Genomic DNA, 17,442 nt, shown 5'->3' with positions numbered 1-17,442 from the left:
ATCTCCTTCTGGGACTTACCCCTTGACCGCACCGGAGGTGAGGCCCTTGATCATGTGACGTTGCAGCGCCAGGAAGACGACGAGAATCGGCAGCATGGTGAGCAGGGTCCCGGCCATGACCGGACCCCAGTTGGTGACCGACGGGTTCTCGGTGTTCTGCAGCAGCGTCAAACCCACGGGAAGCGTGGCCACTTCCTGCCCGTCGGCCATGAGGAACGGCCACAGGTATTCGTTCCATTCGTTCACCAGCGTGACCACCGCGAACGCCACCATGGTCGGCCCGGACATGGGCAGCACCACCCGGGTGAGCAGCCGCCACCATCCGGCCCCGTCCATGCGCGCGGCCTCGATGACCTCGCTCGGCAGCGACAGGAAGTGATTGCGCATGAGGAAGGTCCCGAAGGCCACCCCGCACAGCGGAACGATGATGCCCACCAGGGTGTTTCGCCAGCCCAGCTGGGAGACGAGCGCGTAGTTGGAGATGACGGTGATCTGGTTGGGCACCATGAGCGCCGCGATGATCACCAGGAACACGATGTTCTTCCCCGGAAACCGCAGGAAGACGAGTCCGTACGCGCTCAGCACGCCGAGCACGAACTTCACCGCCGACACGACGGCCGTGACGATGACCGAGTTCTGCAGGAACGTCCAGAACGGCAGTTTGGTGGTGGCGTCCGAATAGTTCTGCGGATGCCACGGTTTCGGCCAGTACACGGCCGGCTGCACATAGATGTCGGGCCGCGTCTTGAACGACGTGATGATGATCCAGAACAGCGGAGCGCCCACCATGATCAGCACGCACACCATGGCCGCGTAGCCGAAAACCTTGGCCCAGAAGGCATTGTCACGCATCAGTCGTCGGCCCGATCCATGATGCGCACCTGCACGAGCGTCACGATCAGCAGCACCACGAACATGATGGTGGCGACGGTCGCCCCGTATCCGGCACGGAAGTTGACGAAGGATTCCCGATACACCTGCACGACCATGGTGGTGGTCCCGGTGCCGAGCGGCCCGCCGCGGGTCATCGTGTAGATGATGTCGAACACCTGCAGCGAATTGAGCAGCACGGTGATGGACAGGAAGAACGTCGTAGGACGCAACTGCGGCAACAGGACTCGCGTGAAGGTGGTCCACCGGCTCGCCCCGTCGATTTCGGCGGCTTCCATCAGGTCCTGCCGGGTGCCCTGCAGCGCGGCCAGGTAGATGACGAAGGTGTAGCCGAGGTTCTTCCACAGGTAGGTGACGGTCACCATGAACAACGCCCAGTTCGGGTCCTGGTAGAAGTCCGGCGTCTTGTCCACGCCGAGCTTGTGCAGCAGATCCTGCACGAGACCGAAGCCGGGGTCGAAGACGAACTGGAAGGCCACACCGATGGCGGCGCCGGAGATGACGAACGGCGCGAACACCGCGGAGCGGACCACATTGCGCCCGAACAGCTTCCGGTCGAGCAGCAGGGCGAGCGCCAGCCCGAGCACCATACTCCCGACGACGGCGGCGAGCGTGAAAATCACCGTATTGCCGACAATTTGCCACGAATCGTCGCGGCTCCACCACTCGGTGTAGTTGTCGAACCCGATGAAGGTGGCGGTGGTGTCGGAAATGTTCCAGTCGAAGAAGGACAAACGGATGTTGTCCACCAACGGCCGATAAACGAAGACCGACAACAGAATCAGATTGGGTACGACCAGCACCAGGAACAGGGCATAGTCCTGCCAGGGTCTTCCCCGCCAGCCACGCCCGGGTGGCTGCGGCAGTACTCGTTCGGGCCGCGTTCGCACCCGCGCAGCCTGACGGTTGCGCACGAATAGCCGGTAACGCCAGGATGCCGTCCCGTTGAACTGTCGGCGGGCTGGTTTCACCGATTGTTCATCGACTTCACCCGCTGGTAGCGCGGACATGCGCCGAATAGTACGGCCGCCCAGTACCTTTCGAGACCGGAATCAGCGGACGAATTTCCCGCCTACGGGCTGCCCCGGTTCCCGAGAGCCTCCCTACTCCCCCGAATGCCGAATGCCCCGCCCGAAAGGGCGGGGCATTCGAGAGCTCGGAGAGAGCGTGAGCGTCAGTTCCAATCTCCGTAGCCGTCGGACGTGCTCAGCGTGCCGCCCTTGGTGTTCTGCACGATGACCGGGTCGCCGCGCTTCACGTTCTCCTGGAACCACTTCGCGTCCTCGGTGCTCACGTTCAAGCACCCGTGCGAAGCGTTCGACTTGCCCTGCTGGGCGACGCTCCACGGCGCGGCGTGCACGAAGATGCCGCTGTTGGACATGCGGGTGGCGTACTCGACCTCGAGCTTGTAGCCCTCGGGAGCGGTCACCGGTACACCGTAGGTGGAGGAATCCATGATCATCTTGCGATTGCGCTCGCTGACGATGTAGGTGCCGTTGGGGGTCTCGTGCCCGGTCTTGCCCATGGAGGTGGGCATGACCCGCACGACCTCGCCATTGCGGGTGACGGTGATCTGGTGGGTGGTGTCGTCGGCGGTGGCGATGAACTCGTCACCGATCTCGAACCCGACCTCGGTGCCGCCCGCCTTCACGGTGACCTTGGACCCGGCCGGCCAGAAGCTCTCGGGCCGCCAGCGCACCTGCTTGTCGCCGAACCAGTAGTAGTGCCCGCTCACCTTGTTGGTGGAGGTGATGCGGATGGCCTTCTCGGCGGTCTCGTGATCGGAGATCGGTTCCTTGAAGGTGATGATGATGGGCTGCGCCACGCCGACGACCTCGCCGTCGCCCACATTGATATTGGGCGCGTCGAAGTTGGCGGGCGGCAGCGGCGAGCTCGCGCCGGGCGCGGTGGGCAGGTCGCCCGGCGCCGGCTGCGGCATGACGGCCGACGGCACGCCAGGCACGTCCGGTCCGCCCGGCCATAGTGGTGCGGCCTGTGCTGGTGCTGCCACCACGGCTCCGGTCGCCGCGACAGCGGCGAGAACGGTCAGTCCCGTTTTGCGGTACCGGGTATGGCGCACAGCTTGGTCCTCTCGATCCTCGTTCACACGCAGAATGCGGGCACAGATACACCCGCTAGGTCCCAACCCCGCATTCATTCCTACATTGCAATGCGAGTCATGCCAATTGCGTTCTGGCACTTATGCATACCGACTCGATGGTGTGGGATGCGTCACAGGACGGGCGGCAGTGGACCGGCACTGCGGGTATGTGCCGTTCAGATCGGCGTTTCCCGCGCCCGTCGGTCGCGCGTCGGCGATACCCCGGCATGCGGGCTCAAACCCGGTTGTGATCGAAATCACCGATGGCGCTTCAGGCTTCAATGACATCGAAGGTTATGGCGGCGTGCGGACCGGTCGCAATGTTGTGTGGCACGGTGTGCGGCACCCGCCCGCCGGCGAACCGCGGCGACAACCGCAACCCCACCGACCGGACGATGGTGGCGAGCACGATACGCAGTTCGTAGTCGGCCAGCGCCGCGCCCACGCACCGCCGGTGCCCGCCCCCGTACGGCGCGAATTCGAATGGGCCGTACCGCTGTTCGAGAAACCGCTCGGGTTCGAAGCGCAGTGGCCGCGCCCACACCGCCGGGTCGGAGTGCAGCAGCTGCACGGCGAGGCCCATGGTGTCCCCCGCCACGAGCGGCGCCCCGCGCAGGGTGAAATCACCGGTGAGCCTTCGCAATACGATCGGAACGGGCGGATGCAACCGCAGGGATTCCTGGCATACCGCGTCCAGGTACGGCAGCTTCACCAGCTCCGCGGGATCGAGTCCATCCCCGGCCTCGTCCAGTTCGGCCCGCAGGCGGCGCAGCGTGTCCGGTTCCCGGTGCAGCCGGTACAGCGCCCACACCAGTGAGGTCGCGGTGGTTTCGTGCCCCGCCACCAGGAGCGTGCGCAATTGATCCCGTAGGTCGGAATCGGTAATGGCGCTGCCGTCTTCGTATCGAGAGCCGAGCAGCAATCCGAGAATGTCCTCTCCGCCCTCGACTTCCGCCCGCCGCCGCTCGATCTCCGCGTCGATGAGTTCGTCCATCCGGTCCCGCGCGTCGACGAACCGATCCCATCCCGACATTCCGAACATACTGCGCCGCAAGGCCGGAACGAGCATCAGATGTCCGCCGAATGCGTTCAGGAATTCGGTGGTGGCCGTGGTGAATTCACTACGCCGGATGGGATCGTCCACCCCGAGCACCGCCGCCAGGATCACCCGCAGCGTGATCGCCCGCGCCGCCGCCCGTGCATCGACCCGAGATCCCCTGCGCCACGGTGATCCGGTCCCGCCGCCCGCCATCTCCGCCACTGCGGCATCGCGAATAATGTTGCCGTACGCGCTGATTCGACCACGATGAAAGGCCGGCGCCAGCAGCGTCCGACCCCGCCGATGCCGTCCGTCGCGCGACAGTATCAAGGAGGCGGACCCCACCAGCGGCTCGATGGGATTGGGCAGCGGCGGCTCCAGCAGTTCCACCGGCGCCCGGAACAGCTCGCGCGCCCCGGCGGGTGTCCCGGTGAAGACGGCCGACCCGAAGCGCGGGAACGCCACCCGGAACGGATCCCCCTCCCGTTCCCGCCGCCAGCGCAGATAGCGACCGAGGTCGACCCCGGCGGCCGCCGCGTGCAGCAGTACGGGCCGCGGTTCCCGAAGTCGCTCAGTGCTGTTCATGCCTCCCTATACGAGTTGACCAAGTGCTCGGTTCGAGGGCGTCGGACGAGTCGTGTATGCATGGGCGAAGTTCGATGTCGTTCCCGAAATTTTAGGACTGCTTGTGTCGCGTCAGCAGATGTTCGCCCGCACGGCCGCCCCACTGATCGCCGCCGCAGCCCTGCTGCTGGCCGGGTGCGGTGGCTCCACCATCGACGGCACGCCCGTCGCCGCCTCCGGCGGCCCGTCGGCCACGACCACCGCCAAATCCCCCACCACCACGAAGGCCCCGACCGGCAAGGGCTCCCCCACGACCACCAAACCCGGTGGCGGCCGCACCGACTTCCAGGCCGCCATCGGCGACTGCGTGAACCTCGGCGGCACCGACACCGACGCCGAGATCGACAAGGCCACCTGCGGCAGTGCGAACTCCAATTTCAAGGTGGTCGCGAAGGCCCGCAACAGCGACTCCTGCCCGGCCGACACCGACCACGTCTACTACGAGACGCTCAACGGTATCGAGACCGGCGCGATCTGCCTGGAGATCGACTGGATCGTCGGCGAGTGCATGGAGCTGAACGGGATTCCCAAGCGCATCTCCTGCACGACGCCCGGCACCATCGAGGGCGTGAAGGTGGAGAAGATCCTGCAGGGCACCACCGATATCAACGGCTGTGAGGACGGCGGCTACGTCTACGAGGAGCGCCGCAAGGTCGTCTGCGTGTTCAGCCTCTGACCGGGACTTAAACGAGCGCGGGGCGGGATCCGATCGGATCCCGCCCCGCGCTTCGTCTTTCGCGGTCTAGATCGGGTAGTACCCGGATCCGATGCCGCCGCGGGCGTTCAGGTCGCCCATGATGGTGCTCATATTGGTGCCGACCTCGGGGCCGAAGCAGGCGATGGCCAGGTAGGCGTTCACCATGCCGACGAGCGTGCTGCCGACGACCACCGGTGCGCCCGAGTCACCTTCGACCACGCACATCTGGCTCCAGGTCTCGATATTGGTGCCGAAGACGTCGCCCCAGGAGATGCCGCAGGTGTTGCCGGTGGTCCGGCCCTCCTTGCAGACGATCATCGGGAAGTTGGGCGGGCCGCCGATGCCGGTGATGGTCACATTGCCGACCCGATTGACCGGCACGACCCGGGCGGGGTCGAACTGGATGACCGCGTAGTCCAGATCGTGATTGGAGTACACGAACTTTCCGATCAGGCCGCTGCCGCGGGAGGCTTCCGCGTAGACCTCGGCGCCGGGGTCACCACAGTGTCCGGCGGTGAGGCCGACGAGCCGTCCGGCGCCGTCGTGACCGATGGTGGTCACGGTGCACTCGAACATGTCGTCGATGATGATTCCGGAGCCGCCGCCGATGACAGCGGGTGCGGGGTCGGCGCTCGCGGCTCCCGCGCCGAGCAGCGCGGTGCTCAGGGCTACGGCGAACGCGCCGGCCACCCCGGCAAATTTCCTGATCATGTCCCTCCAGGTGTCGGAAGCCGCTCGAAACGACGTGCTGGACTCATCCTGTCAGTATTCGTATCGCTACGCGTCTTGTACTGCTACGTGTTGCCGAGCCGTGTCCTGCACGGGTTCGCGACGGTTACCTAGTTGGATGGGTTTATCGGAATAATGCACAAGCGCTATGGATTTACGATAAATTTATTCCTATTAATTGTTACTCGGTAGGACTTCACATCTACCGACACTGTGACTTGATATTAGAACAGGTTCTAGATATCTATCAGGTTCTTTAGCTTGTAAACCAACTCCTTGTGGCTGTTCACAACGTAAAACAAAAGTGATCCGGCTCTATGACGGTAGCCACATGGCCGTGGTGTGTTTTTCCTAACTCCGTAGTAAGGTGCGTCAAGCAAACAGTCGCCGGAGGCGGGTAACCCGGCGTCGAGAGGGGTAGTCAGTGCAGTTGACCAAGAGTCCGGGTGGACAGGGGAGTCCACCCGAATCACGGATGAATACGGCCGTGGACTGGGCCAAGGGGTACTGGCAAGATCATCCCAAGCGGTCGCTGGAGACCGGCGGCCGGATGATGGCCATGGGCGTGTCGGCCGTCGCCGAGCTTTTCATCGCGATCTTCCGGAAGCGATTCCCCTTCGGCGAGTTCATCCGCCAGTGCGCCTTCATGGCGAATGTGGCAGCCGCACCTACTCTGCTGGTCGCAATTCCGATCGGCGTCATCGTCTCCATTCAGGTCGGCTCGGTCGCCCAGCAGGTCGGCGCGACCTCCTTCATCGGCGCGGCCAACGGCCTCGGCATCATTCAGCAGGGCGCGCCCCTGGTCACCTCGCTCATGATCGCGGGCGCGGTCGGCTCGGCCATCTGCGCCGACCTCGGCTCCCGCACCATCCGCGAGGAGATCGACGCCATGAAGGTCATGGGCGTGGACCCCATGCGCCGCCTGGTCGCCCCGCGCCTCGGCGCTGCCATGCTGGTGTCCGTATTGCTGTGTGGCTTCGTGGTTTTCGTCGGCTTCCTGACCGGCTACATCTTCAATATCTTCGCGCAGGGCGGCACGCCGGGCTCCTACGTCGGCACCTTCTCCTCGTTCGCGGTCACCATGGACCTGTTCGTGGCGCTGCTCAAGTCGCTCATCTTCGGCCTGTTCGCCGCGATCATCGCCTGCGACGCCGGACTGAACGCCAAGGGCGGCCCGGGTGGCGTCGCCAATGCGGTGAACACCGCGGTGGTGCTGTCGGCCGTCATGCTCTTCGGCACCAATCTGGCTCTGACCCAGATCTACAACTCCCTGTTCCCCCCACAGATGGTCTGAGGCCGTGTCAGCAACGTATGTTCCGCCGGTACTGCGGCCCTTCCAGAAGTTGCGGGGTGTCGCGACCTCGCCTCGCGACTGGCTCGCCCGCATCGGCCATCAGGTCTTCTTCTTCCTGCGCTCGCTGGCCGGCATGCCGACCGCGTTCAAGCACTACCCCAATGAGGTCTGGCGCCTGCTGCGCGACGTCACCTGGGGCAACGGCAATCTCGTCGTCGGCGGCGGCACCATCGGCGTGGTGCTGATCCTGTCGGCGTTCGGCGGTATGACCGTCGCCATCCAGGGCCACACCTCGCTGAACCTGCTCGGCCTGAGCCCGCTCACCGGCGCCATCTCGGCGTTCGCGACCACTCGTGAGCTCGGACCCATGCTCGCCACACTGGCTTTCGCGGCGCAGGCCGGCTGCCGGTTCACCGCGCAGCTGGGCGCCATGCGCATCTCCGAGGAGATCGACGCGCTGGAATCGGTTGCCATCCGGCCGCTTCCGTACCTGGTGAGCACCCGCATGATCGCGGCCATGATCGCCATCGTGCCGCTGTACTGCATCGCGCTGCCGCTGGCCTACATCTCCTGCTCGCTGACCATCGCCCTGATCGGCGGTACCGCGACAGGCACCTTCCAGCACTACTTCTATCAGTTCCTGGTGCCACAGGATGTGCTGTACTCACTGGCGAAAGCGATCATCTTCGTCGCGATCACCACGTTCATCCAGTGCTACTACGGCTTTTTCGCCTCGGGTGGCCCGGAGGGCGTGGGTGTCGCGGCCGGTCGCGCGATCAAGCTCTGCATCATCGCGGTGGTGTTCGCGGACCTGTTCATGACATTGGCGATCTGGGGCGTGGACCCCGGCATCCGGATCTCGGGATAGGGGGCGCACAGCATGATCATCGATCCGAGCGGGCGCGGCCCGACGATGCGGCAGCTGCTGATCGCGGGCGTGTGCGGACTTACCGTGTTCGCGATCATCCTGGCCTTCCTGATGGCGCGGTACCAGGGGTACTTCGTCGAAAAGGTCAAGGTCACAGCGAATCTCACCACCACCGGTGACGGTCTCCCGTCCAATGCGGACGTGAAGTTCCGCGGCGTGCTGGTGGGTGTGGTCAAGGATGTGTCGGTGGCCGCCAAGGGTGAGCTGCAGCAGGTGCACATCGAGATGAAGCCGGAGTACGTCTCCGGCATCCCGGCGACGGTGACCGCCCGCGTGGTGCCGTCCAACCTGTTCGCCGTCACCTCCGTCGAATTGGTCTACAACGGACCGGATTCCGCGCACCTGCGCGAGGGTTCGCAGATCGAAGAGGACCGTTCGCAGGGCACCATCGCGCTGCAGGACACGCTCACCACGGTGCGCGACATCCTCGGCAAGATCGACCCCATCCAGTTCGGCCGGGTGCTGGGCACCCTGTCCTACGCCCTCGACGGCAGCGGCCGCATGCCCGGCTCCACCGTGGAGCGGGTGGACCGCTGGCTGCGCGAGGTGCGCGGGGCGGTGCCGGATGTGGACGGGTTCCTGACCGACTTCTCCAATTCCTTCAACGCACTGAATCAGTCCGCGCCCGAACTCATGACGGTGCTGTCGGAGTCGGTGCAGACCGCGGCGACCATCTCCAACCGCCGCGCCGAGCTGGTCTCGCTCATCGGTGGCACCTCCGCCACCGTGGACAAGATCAACTCGCTGTTCGCCCGCAACCCGAATGTCGGCAAGGAGGTCACCACCGGAACCAGCGCCCTGTTCGGCGCGATCTCCGAGGACCCCAACGCCATTCCGATCGCCATCGCGAACCTCAACAACTCGGTGCGCAAGCTGGGCTCCACCTTCCACTGGGGTGAGCAGAAGCAGATGGTGTGGAACATGGGCATCACGTTCACGCCGTACAAGCCGTACACCGTCGCGGACTGCCCGCGCTACGGCGAGCTGGCCGGCCCGAGCTGCGGCACCGCGCCCGCAGAGTCGGATCCGGGCACGCTGCCGGAGTCGTTGCGGCCCAGGGCCGTCGACTCGGCGGCCGGACTGCCGCCGGCGACCCTGCCGGAGGGCATCAGCATCCCGGGCCTGACCACGGGCGGCGCCACCGAGCAGAACCCGTTCGCGGGCACCCCGCTGCAGGGCCTGTTCCCGAGCCTCGCGGTGCCGGGCGCCTCCGCCCCGGCGGCGCAGCAGCCGGCCGGTGAGACCCCGGCCGCCGGAGCCATCTCCTACCAGGGCGACGACGCCATCGTCGCGCTGCTCGGACGGCGTCCGAACGCGGCGGAATACCTGCTGCTGAGCTCGATCATGAAGGGTGGGACCTTGCAAGTCACCGAAAGCGGTGCCGGCCGATGAGCATTCGCAAACCGCTGATCGGCTTCAGCCTCTTCGCCATCGTGTCCATCCTGGTGACCGCGGTCATCTGGAACACCTTGGCGCGCACGGTGGATGGCTCGACCAACACCTACAAGGCCGTCTTCACCGACGTGCTCGGCCTGCGAGAGGGCGACGACGTCCGCATGGCGGGCGTGCGCGTCGGCAAGGTGGAGAAGATCGAACTCGACGGCACCAACAATGCCGTGGTGACCTTCATCGTCCAGAACAACCAGACGATGTTCTCCGACACCAAGGCGCTGGTGCGCTACCAGAACCTGATCGGACAGCGCTACATCGCGCTGCAGCTGGACAAGAAGAGCACCGGCAGTCACGTGCCGATGAAGAACAACGAGACCATCCCGGTCGAGCGCACCGAGCCGTCCTTCGACATCTCGGGTCTGCTCAACGGTTTCCAGCCGCTGTTCCAGGTGCTGCAGCCGGAACAGGTGAACAGCCTGTCCAACACCTTCATCCAGGCGTTGCAGGGCGACGGAGTCTCGTTGAGCGCCTTCGTCACCCAGGCCGCGGCCGTGGCCAGCGACTTCCAGCGCCGCGACGGCATCCTGGCCGACGTGATCACCAACCTGTCGGCGGTCATGTCCGGTCTGGCCAAGCGCAGCGGTGAGCTGGAGACCCTGGTGACGCAGACCCGCGCCCTCATCGGCGGGCTGTACGAGCAGGGCCAGTCGCTGCAGGCTTCCACGGTGCAGATCGCGGACGCCACCAGCTCGCTGGTCTCGATGATCACCCAGATCCAGCCGAAACTGTCGCTGGCCCAGGCCAGTACGCGGGACGCGCTGACGCTGCTGCTGGCCAACGGCGCCAAGCTCGATCAGGCGGCCGTCGACCTGCCGGCCATTCTGGCCGCGCTCGGCAAGTTCACCCAGAACGGCGCCTACGCCAACGCGTACGTGTGCAGCCTGGATGTCTCCCTCTACGGTGTCCTCTTCCCGCGCGGTCTGTTCAACCAGATCGGCGGCAACTCCCACTCGGCGGTGTGCCGGCCATGATCGCGAAACTCAAGTCCCGCTTCGATTCCAACCGCAACTTCTGGCTCGGCGTGCTGGGCGTCGTCATCATCTGCGCGCTGCTGCTGGCGTCCACCGTGTTCCGCGCGGTGGGCGTGGGTGAGAAGACCATCAAGGCCGAGTTCGCCCAGACCGCCGGCATCAAGGTCGGCGACAAGGTGGACGTCTCCGGCGTGCCGGTGGGCACCGTGGCCGATATGGAGCTCGAGAACGACCACGTGCTGATCTCGCTGTCGGTCAAGGACAGCGTGAAGCTCGGCCCGGACGCGCACGCCTCGATCAAGATGGCGACCCTGCTGGGCGCCCGCTTCATCGACCTGGATCCGGGTGACGGCTCCGGGCTGAAGGGCGGCCGAATCCTCAAGTCCAACACCTCGGTTCCGTACAACCTGGCCGATGTGGTGCAGGAGGGCACGCCCAAGTTCGAGCAGCTCGACACGGTCAAGCTGGCCGAGTCGCTGAACCTGATCAACCAGCAGCTGGGTGACACCCCGGAGCTGACGGTGCAGGCGCTGGACTCCATGGGCGCGCTGGCCAAGACCATCAACGACCGCCAGGACGCGGTGGATCAGCTGCTCAAGGATCTGGACACGGTCACCCGTGTGCTGGGCGACAACCGCAACAGCATCCTGCTGGTGATCACCCAGGGCGAGGCCATCGCCAATCGCGTGATGGAGCGGCAGAGCCTGCTGAAGTCGCTGCTGGACAACATCTCCACGCTGAGCCTGCAGCTGCAGCAGATCGGCACCGAGAACGACGGCCAGTTCGGCCCGACCCTCGAACAGCTCAACACCATGGCCGAGGGCCTGCAGAAGAACAAGGACAACCTGGACAAGCTGCTGTCGATCATGCCGCCGTCGCTGCGGCAGTTCAACAATGCGTTCGGCAACGGAAACTACGGCGAGGTCGCCCTCCCGTGGCTGTTCCCGGACAACTGGTTGTGCTTCGCGCACGTGGCTGAGGGGTGCCAGTAATGAGCCTGATGAAGCGAATCACCCAGGCGGCCATGGTCGGTGCGGTCACCTTCGCGGTGGGCAGCTGCTCCATCGTGCCGCTGGGCGTGAAGGACGCGGTGGGTCAGACCCAGCACTTCACCGCCGACTTCCTCAATATCGCGGGCATGTTCGAGGGCAACCCGATCACCGTGCTCGGGCTCGAGGTCGGCAAGGTCGACAAGATCATTCCCAAGGGGCAGTACGTCGAGGTTCACATGACCGTGGACAACGACATCAAGATCCCGAGAAACGTTGTCGCGGCGCTCATCTCGCCGTCCATCGTGACCGACCGGCACATCGAGCTCTCGCCCGTGTACACCGGCGGCGACGTCCTGAAGGACGGCGCACACCTGACCACCCAGCAGACCAAGACCCCGGTCGAGCTGGACACGATGATCAAGACCATCGACACCTTCGCGGCCGCGCTGAGCCCCAAGGACGGGCAGGAGGGCATCGGCCCGCTGTCGGGTCGCGTGCTCTACCCGATGATGAACGGCAACGGCGAGAAGATGCGCGAGGTGCTGAACTCGCTGTCCGGCGCGCTGAAGGTCGGCGTCGACAACAAGGACGCCGTCTCGACCATCATCATCAAGCTGAACGAGCTCACCACCATGCTGGCCGAGAACGACAGCTCGGTGCGCGGCTTCAGCGACAAGCTCACCCAGATGAGCGGTCTGCTCGCCGAGCAGGCGCCCGGTCTGCAGGCCACCCTGGATCAGCTGAACGCCTTCCTGGCCAATACTTCCGGGGCGTTCGCGCAGTACCAGGATCAGCTCAACGGCACCCTCACCGGCCTCACCAATGTCACCCAGCAGCTGCGCGACAATGCCGCGGGCGTGACCGAGATCGTCGACGTGGCGCCGCTGCTCATGCAGAACCTGGACCGGTCGGTCAACCGCCAGGGCGGGTTCGTGCGCCTGCACGGCCTCATCGGCACCGCGCTCTCGGGCGAGCTGATCAGCCTGTTCTGCAGCCGCATCCAGATGCGGGCGGACGGCTGCCGCACCGGCAAGATCGAGGACTTCGGACCCGATTTCGGTCTGACCGCAGCGATGTTGGGGCTGACGAGCAAATGAGCAACCGACTGATGAAGGATCTGCGCAAGGCCAAGAAGGCCCGGCGCGCGGTGCTGGCCCTGGCCGTCACCGCCGCGCTCGGCGCCTCCGGCTGTGGCCTCACCGTGGAAAGCCTGCCGCTGCCCAAACCCGGCGCGGGCGGCGACACCTACACCGTGCACGCGGTCTTCGAGAACGCGCTGAACCTGCCGGACCAGGCCAAGGTCAAGATCGGCGGCTCCGACGTCGGCGTCGTCACCAAGATCGAGACCAGGAACTATCAGGCCATCGTGGACCTCGACATCCGCAAGGACATCGAGCTCCCGGCCAACAGCACCGCCGAACTGCGCCAGGCCACCCCGCTCGGCGACGTGTTCGTGGCGGTGTCCAAGCCGAAAGCCGAACCGGGCCAGCAGATGCTGAAGAACGGCGACACGCTGCAGCACACCTCGGCGGGCGCCACCGTCGAGGAACTGCTGCTGTCGATCTCGCTGCTGTTCAACGGCGGCGGCATCGCCAGCCTGTCCAAGCTCACCGCCGAGATGGAATCCATCGTCGGCGGGCGCGGCGACCAGCTGGGCAGCGTGCTCACCCAGCTCACCAGCGTCATGACCGCGCTGAACAACAACAGTCAGCGCATCGACAGCGTGCTGGGCGGGTTCAGCTCGCTGGCGAACACGCTGGAGGCCAACCACAGTGAGCTCGGCCAGGTGGCCGACACCCTGCCCGGCATGATCGGCGCCATCGCCGAGAACAACCAGGCCATCGGGGAACTGCTCACCAAGATCTCGACAACCAGTGCGGCCCTGGGCGATTACGCCGACACCACCTCCGCCGACCTGGCCAGCCTGCTCGACAATGTCAAGCAGCTGATGGGCGCGCTGGCGCAGACCGAACAGGACCTTGGCCCCGCGCTGGACGCGCTGCACGAGGTGCGGCCCGGCGTGGAAGCCTCCTTCAAGGGCAATACGCTCGCGGTCGCCGCCACGCTCTCCATGCTCGACATCGGCTTGCTGACCGACCCGGCCAACAGCAAGTTCCCGGATCTCAAGGATCTCGGCGACTTCGCGGGCAGCCTCATCCAGGTGCTGCAGATCATCCAGGGCCGGGTGCAGGGGGGCCACCGATGAGCTGGCTGAAGAACCACAAGAACCTGATGTCGAACCTGGCGCTGGCGATGCTGCTCGTCGTCGGTGCGACCTATCTGGCGGTGAGCGTCATGCGGGTCAACCCGCTGCGCGAAACCTATACGGTCACGGTCAATCTGGATCGTTCCGGCGGTCTGCAGTCCGGCAATGACGTCACGCTGCGCGGCTACCGCGTCGGCAAGGTCACCGGCATCGAGCTCGTCGACAACGGCGCCGCGCTGGCCGCCACCGTCGAAATCGATTCCAAGTACCGCATTCCCGTCGACACCCTGGTGTCGGTGGGCGCGCTCTCCGGCGCGGGCGAGCAGTACATCGACTTCCGGCCGCAGACCGAGCAGGCGCCCTACCTGGGCGACGGCTCGGTGATCAAGTTCGACAAGGACAAGGTCAAGACGCCCACCCCGGTGTGGTCGGTGCTGGACAACTCCAGCGCGCTCATCGCGCAGATCGACCCGGACAAGTTCAGCGTCATCCTCAGCGAACTGGATGTGGCGCTGTCCGGCGGACAGGACCAGCTGCGCTCGCTCATCGACGGAATCAGCCTGGCCACAACGGGTCTGGACAATCTGCTGCCGCAGACCACCAACCTGCTGGCCAACCTGCGCACCATCAACTCGACGACCTCGCTGGCACAGCCGGATCTCGCCACGCTGACCCGCAATTCGAGCGTATTGTTCCAGCAGTTCAACGATGCCAATGCCGAGCTGCAGCGGATCCTGGAGCAGGCGCCCGAACAGATGGCCACCCTCGGCGCGGTGCTGGACCGCACCGCCGACCCGATGACCAGTCTGGCAAGCAACTTCGTGGCCATCACCAAGGCCGCGCAGCTGCGCACCCCGGCACTGCGGGCCCTGTTCCCGTCGCTGGTGGTCGGCAGCTCCGCCATCGGCGTGCCGGCGCACGACAACGAGTTCTTCACCGTCGTCGACATCTGGCCGCGGCCCTTCTGCGACTACGTCACCAAGAAGGTCGCGAACGAGGTCGTCACCGACAACGAGTTCCCGAAGTGGGCCGGTTACTGCGCGAACCCGCCCGCGGATCAGCAGATTCGCGGTTCCGGCAACGCACCCCGGCCCGATGTTCCGAACAACGGCGCGCTTCCGCCCGCCGGCGCCGATCCGAACGAGCGGACCCTTCCGCCCGCTCGCTGACGCGATCACAAACTCCACCGCCGTGCGGTGAGACAAATCCGGGACCGGCGGCGCCGCGCTGCCGCCGGCCCCGGCATACTCGCTGACTGAACCGATACGGCGCCCGCAGCGCCGGGAAAGTGTGGGGATCGATCCAATGTCGGATGACGCCGCCCAGGACAAGAAGAACGACGACGAGGCCACGACCGGCACGCCCGCCGCGGCCGACGCCGACCAGCCGGGCGGTACCGCCGACGCGGACCAGACCGAGAAGGCGGCCGCTGCCGCGAAGCCGGAACTGACCAAGAAGTCCGGCGACGACCAGACCGAGAAGATCGACAAGGTCGAGCCGGTCGCCGTCGACACCGCCAAGGTCGACGCCGCCAAGGCCGACAAGCCCGCCAAGGCGGCGAAGCCGGCCGAGTCCGGCGACGGAAAGACCGGGGCGGCAGCCGGTTCCGGCCTGCCCGGCGGCAAGATCACCGTCCCCATGCTGGCCGCCGTCGTGGCGGGTGTCCTGCTGGTGGCCGCCATCGCGACCGCCGCGGCCCTGGGCTGGCAGTCGCACAGCCGCGGCAACCAGCTCAGCGAACGCGACAGCGCCACCGAGGCCGCCTGCGATTTCGGCCGCGTCGTCTCGATCTACGACGACAAGTCCATGGACAACTTCATCAGCCAGGTGAAGGAACGCTCCACCGGTCAGTTCCTGGACAACTTCCAGAGCACCGCCGACGCCCTCAAGGACGTCATGGTGAGCGTGCAGGGCAAATCCTCGCTCGCGGAGATCCACTGCGCCTGGCAGTCCGGTGACGAGAACAAGGCCACCGTCATCATGCTCATCTCGCAGGTGCGGCAGAACTCGCTCATGCAGTCCCCGGACCGGCTGACCCTGCCGGTCGTGGCCGAGCTGGAGAAGAAGGACGGCAAGTGGCTGATGGCCAACTTCGACTCCCCGGCCCTGAAGGGCCTGAGCACCGGCGGCGCCACCGGCGGCGGCACCACCACCGCCCCGCAGGCGGGCCAGCCGAGCACCGGCGCCCCGGCCCCGACCACCGGAGCGCCCGCGCCCGGTAACTGAGCACGATTCGGAGAGGCCCCCAGCAGTGTGAACACTGCTGGGGGCCTTCACTATTCGTGAGCGAATCCGATGTGGTCCTCAGAAGAGCGTGAGTGCGTCGGCAGCAGGCGCTTTCGCGGTGGTGGCGCGCCGCCGTGCGGGCTGCGCGACGGGCGCGGGCGCGGTGGCCGCCACGATCTTCTCCGCGGCGCGATCCACGGCCGGGGTCACCGGGATGGGCTCGGTGGCCGGTTCGACCGGCAGCGGCTCGGTGATCGGGTCGTACGGGGCCGGGTCGCTCGCGGGCTCGGTGGCTCCGGAGGCGGCGACCTTGCGGGCGGCCTGACCGGCCAGTGCGTCGGCCTGCTCGTTGAAGTAGTTGCCGACGTGCCCGCGCACCCAGCGGAAGCGGACGGGTCCGGAGCGGGTGTTGATGGCGCGGTCGATCTGCTGGATGAGTTCCACGTTCTTGACCGGGCCGCCGGTGGAGGTGCGCCAGCCGTTCACACGCCAGCCGTTGATCCATTCGGAGGCGCACTTGATGGCGTAGAGCGAATCGCTCTCGATGAGCAGAGGTTCGGGACCGGGATGGGCGCGGACGGCTTCGAGCAGCGCGCGTAGCTCCGCGATCTGGTTGGTGCCCGAGGGCGCACCGCCGCTGTCCGACGACGAGCCGGCGTGGTTCACCCAGGCCCAGCCGATGGCACCACCCGGGTTACGCAGGCACGATCCGTCGGTGCTCACGATGATCATGCTGCCTACCCTACGCAATCCGGCCGACAAGATCCGTTCCGTGGAATTCCTCTATCTCCCTTCGCAATTGCGACTCGGTGCGTCGCACGGCCGATTCTACGGCCGCGGTGAGCATCCGGGAGAGCAGGTGGCGGCTGAGGCCGCGGGGGGCCCAGTACTCGGCTTCGGAGGTCAGCACGGAGCGACCGTACCCGAGTGGGTCGAACCGCAGCGTGATGACCGCGAGGGGGGTGCTCGCCGGCGCCGGCTTCCCCTTCCGGCGCCGGCGCAGTGTGTATTCGATGACCGCGTTGCGGCGGTGGTCGGTGATCTCACACTCGACCGTGGGATGCCAGAATCCGATCCGCAGGGTGGTGTCGAAGACGGCGCCCAGGCCGTGGTCGATATCTCCGAGCGGTTCGAAACCGGCGACGGCGAAGGCCCAGTCCGGCACGAACTGATGGTTGTCCGTGTAGCTGAACGCGACCTCCACCGGTGCCCCGACGTCGCTCGCGTATTTCATGTGGCCCATAGGTGCTCCCTGTCCCACGGCTGCCAACAAAAGTACTACAGACATCCTA

General features: G+C 66.0%; 17 protein-coding genes. 10 read left to right on the top strand and 7 right to left on the bottom strand.

Features of this window, described 5'->3' with window-relative positions:
* Window positions 1-15 precede the first annotated feature (15 nt).
* The 4 genes from H0264_RS01100 to H0264_RS01085 form a co-directional block, all read right to left on the bottom strand.
* Complete coding sequence (locus tag H0264_RS01100; RefSeq protein WP_181582229.1) at window positions 16-852, bottom strand: carbohydrate ABC transporter permease; 837 nt, start codon at window positions 850-852, stop codon at window positions 16-18.
* Window positions 852-1,805: a carbohydrate ABC transporter permease gene (locus tag H0264_RS01095; RefSeq protein ID WP_420832025.1), complete on the bottom strand. Its 954-nt coding sequence runs from the start codon at window positions 1,803-1,805 to the stop codon at window positions 852-854. The genes H0264_RS01100 and H0264_RS01095 overlap by 1 nt, the downstream gene beginning before the upstream one ends.
* A 260-nt stretch (window positions 1,806-2,065) precedes the next feature.
* Window positions 2,066-2,971: a L,D-transpeptidase gene (locus H0264_RS01090; RefSeq protein ID WP_420832024.1), complete on the bottom strand. Its 906-nt coding sequence runs from the start codon at window positions 2,969-2,971 to the stop codon at window positions 2,066-2,068.
* A 292-nt stretch (window positions 2,972-3,263) separates the two neighbouring features.
* Window positions 3,264-4,616, bottom strand: coding sequence for a cytochrome P450 (locus tag H0264_RS01085; protein WP_181582226.1), 1,353 nt, complete (start codon window positions 4,614-4,616; stop codon window positions 3,264-3,266).
* Window positions 4,617-4,719: 103 nt separating this feature from the next.
* On the opposite strand from H0264_RS01085, the gene lppU reads away from it, so the two are divergent.
* Entirely contained in the window at window positions 4,720-5,331 is a 612-nt protein-coding gene (lppU, locus tag H0264_RS01080; RefSeq protein ID WP_231083778.1) for an LppU family putative lipoprotein, read from the top strand.
* Window positions 5,332-5,397: 66 nt separating this feature from the next.
* On the opposite strand, the gene H0264_RS01075 is transcribed toward lppU, so the two are convergent.
* A complete protein-coding gene (locus tag H0264_RS01075) occupies window positions 5,398-6,063 on the bottom strand; it encodes a S1 family peptidase (RefSeq protein WP_181582225.1) in 666 nt (221 codons plus the stop codon).
* Between the two features lie 493 nt (window positions 6,064-6,556).
* On the opposite strand from H0264_RS01075, the gene H0264_RS01070 reads away from it, so the two are divergent.
* The 9 genes from H0264_RS01070 (at window position 6,557) to H0264_RS01030 (ending at window position 16,150) form a co-directional block, all read left to right on the top strand.
* Window positions 6,557-7,375 carry an MlaE family ABC transporter permease gene (locus H0264_RS01070; protein WP_181582224.1) on the top strand — a complete coding sequence of 273 codons (819 nt, stop codon included), beginning with the start codon at window positions 6,557-6,559 and terminating at the stop codon, window positions 7,373-7,375.
* A gap of 4 nt (window positions 7,376-7,379) precedes the next feature.
* Window positions 7,380-8,243, top strand: coding sequence for an ABC transporter permease (locus tag H0264_RS01065; protein WP_181582223.1), 864 nt, complete (start codon window positions 7,380-7,382; stop codon window positions 8,241-8,243).
* A 12-nt stretch (window positions 8,244-8,255) separates the two neighbouring features.
* Window positions 8,256-9,695, top strand: coding sequence for an MlaD family protein (locus tag H0264_RS01060; RefSeq protein WP_181582222.1), 1,440 nt, complete (start codon window positions 8,256-8,258; stop codon window positions 9,693-9,695).
* The gene (locus H0264_RS01055) at window positions 9,692-10,726 is read left to right on the top strand and encodes an MCE family protein (RefSeq protein ID WP_181582221.1); all 1,035 of its coding nucleotides are present in this window, start codon (window positions 9,692-9,694) and stop codon (window positions 10,724-10,726) included. The genes H0264_RS01060 and H0264_RS01055 overlap by 4 nt, the downstream gene beginning before the upstream one ends.
* Window positions 10,723-11,718 carry an MCE family protein gene (locus H0264_RS01050; protein ID WP_181582220.1) on the top strand — a complete coding sequence of 332 codons (996 nt, stop codon included), beginning with the start codon at window positions 10,723-10,725 and terminating at the stop codon, window positions 11,716-11,718. Before H0264_RS01055 ends, H0264_RS01050 begins: the two co-directional genes overlap by 4 nt.
* Window positions 11,718-12,815: an MCE family protein gene (locus H0264_RS01045; protein ID WP_231083775.1), complete on the top strand. Its 1,098-nt coding sequence runs from the start codon at window positions 11,718-11,720 to the stop codon at window positions 12,813-12,815. The genes H0264_RS01050 and H0264_RS01045 overlap by 1 nt, the downstream gene beginning before the upstream one ends.
* Complete coding sequence (locus H0264_RS01040; protein ID WP_231083774.1) at window positions 12,812-13,924, top strand: MCE family protein; 1,113 nt, start codon at window positions 12,812-12,814, stop codon at window positions 13,922-13,924. The genes H0264_RS01045 and H0264_RS01040 overlap by 4 nt, the downstream gene beginning before the upstream one ends.
* Window positions 13,921-15,093, top strand: coding sequence for an MlaD family protein (locus H0264_RS01035; protein WP_181582219.1), 1,173 nt, complete (start codon window positions 13,921-13,923; stop codon window positions 15,091-15,093). The genes H0264_RS01040 and H0264_RS01035 overlap by 4 nt, the downstream gene beginning before the upstream one ends.
* Before the next feature lie 136 nt (window positions 15,094-15,229).
* Window positions 15,230-16,150 carry a hypothetical protein gene (locus tag H0264_RS01030; protein ID WP_181582218.1) on the top strand — a complete coding sequence of 307 codons (921 nt, stop codon included), beginning with the start codon at window positions 15,230-15,232 and terminating at the stop codon, window positions 16,148-16,150.
* Between the two features lie 78 nt (window positions 16,151-16,228).
* Here the strand turns inward: H0264_RS01030 and H0264_RS01025 are convergent, their stop codons facing one another.
* The gene (locus tag H0264_RS01025; protein ID WP_181582217.1) at window positions 16,229-16,882 is read right to left on the bottom strand and encodes a ribonuclease H family protein; all 654 of its coding nucleotides are present in this window, start codon (window positions 16,880-16,882) and stop codon (window positions 16,229-16,231) included.
* Window positions 16,883-16,892: 10 nt separating this feature from the next.
* A complete protein-coding gene (locus H0264_RS01020; protein WP_181582216.1) occupies window positions 16,893-17,393 on the bottom strand; it encodes an SRPBCC family protein in 501 nt (166 codons plus the stop codon).
* Window positions 17,394-17,442 lie beyond the last annotated feature (49 nt).

The sequence above is a fragment of the Nocardia huaxiensis genome (genome assembly GCF_013744875.1).
GTDB classification, from domain to species: domain Bacteria; phylum Actinomycetota; class Actinomycetes; order Mycobacteriales; family Mycobacteriaceae; genus Nocardia; species Nocardia huaxiensis.
Note: the sequence above shows the minus strand (reverse complement) of the source record. Positions and strands in the feature narration are given on the sequence as shown.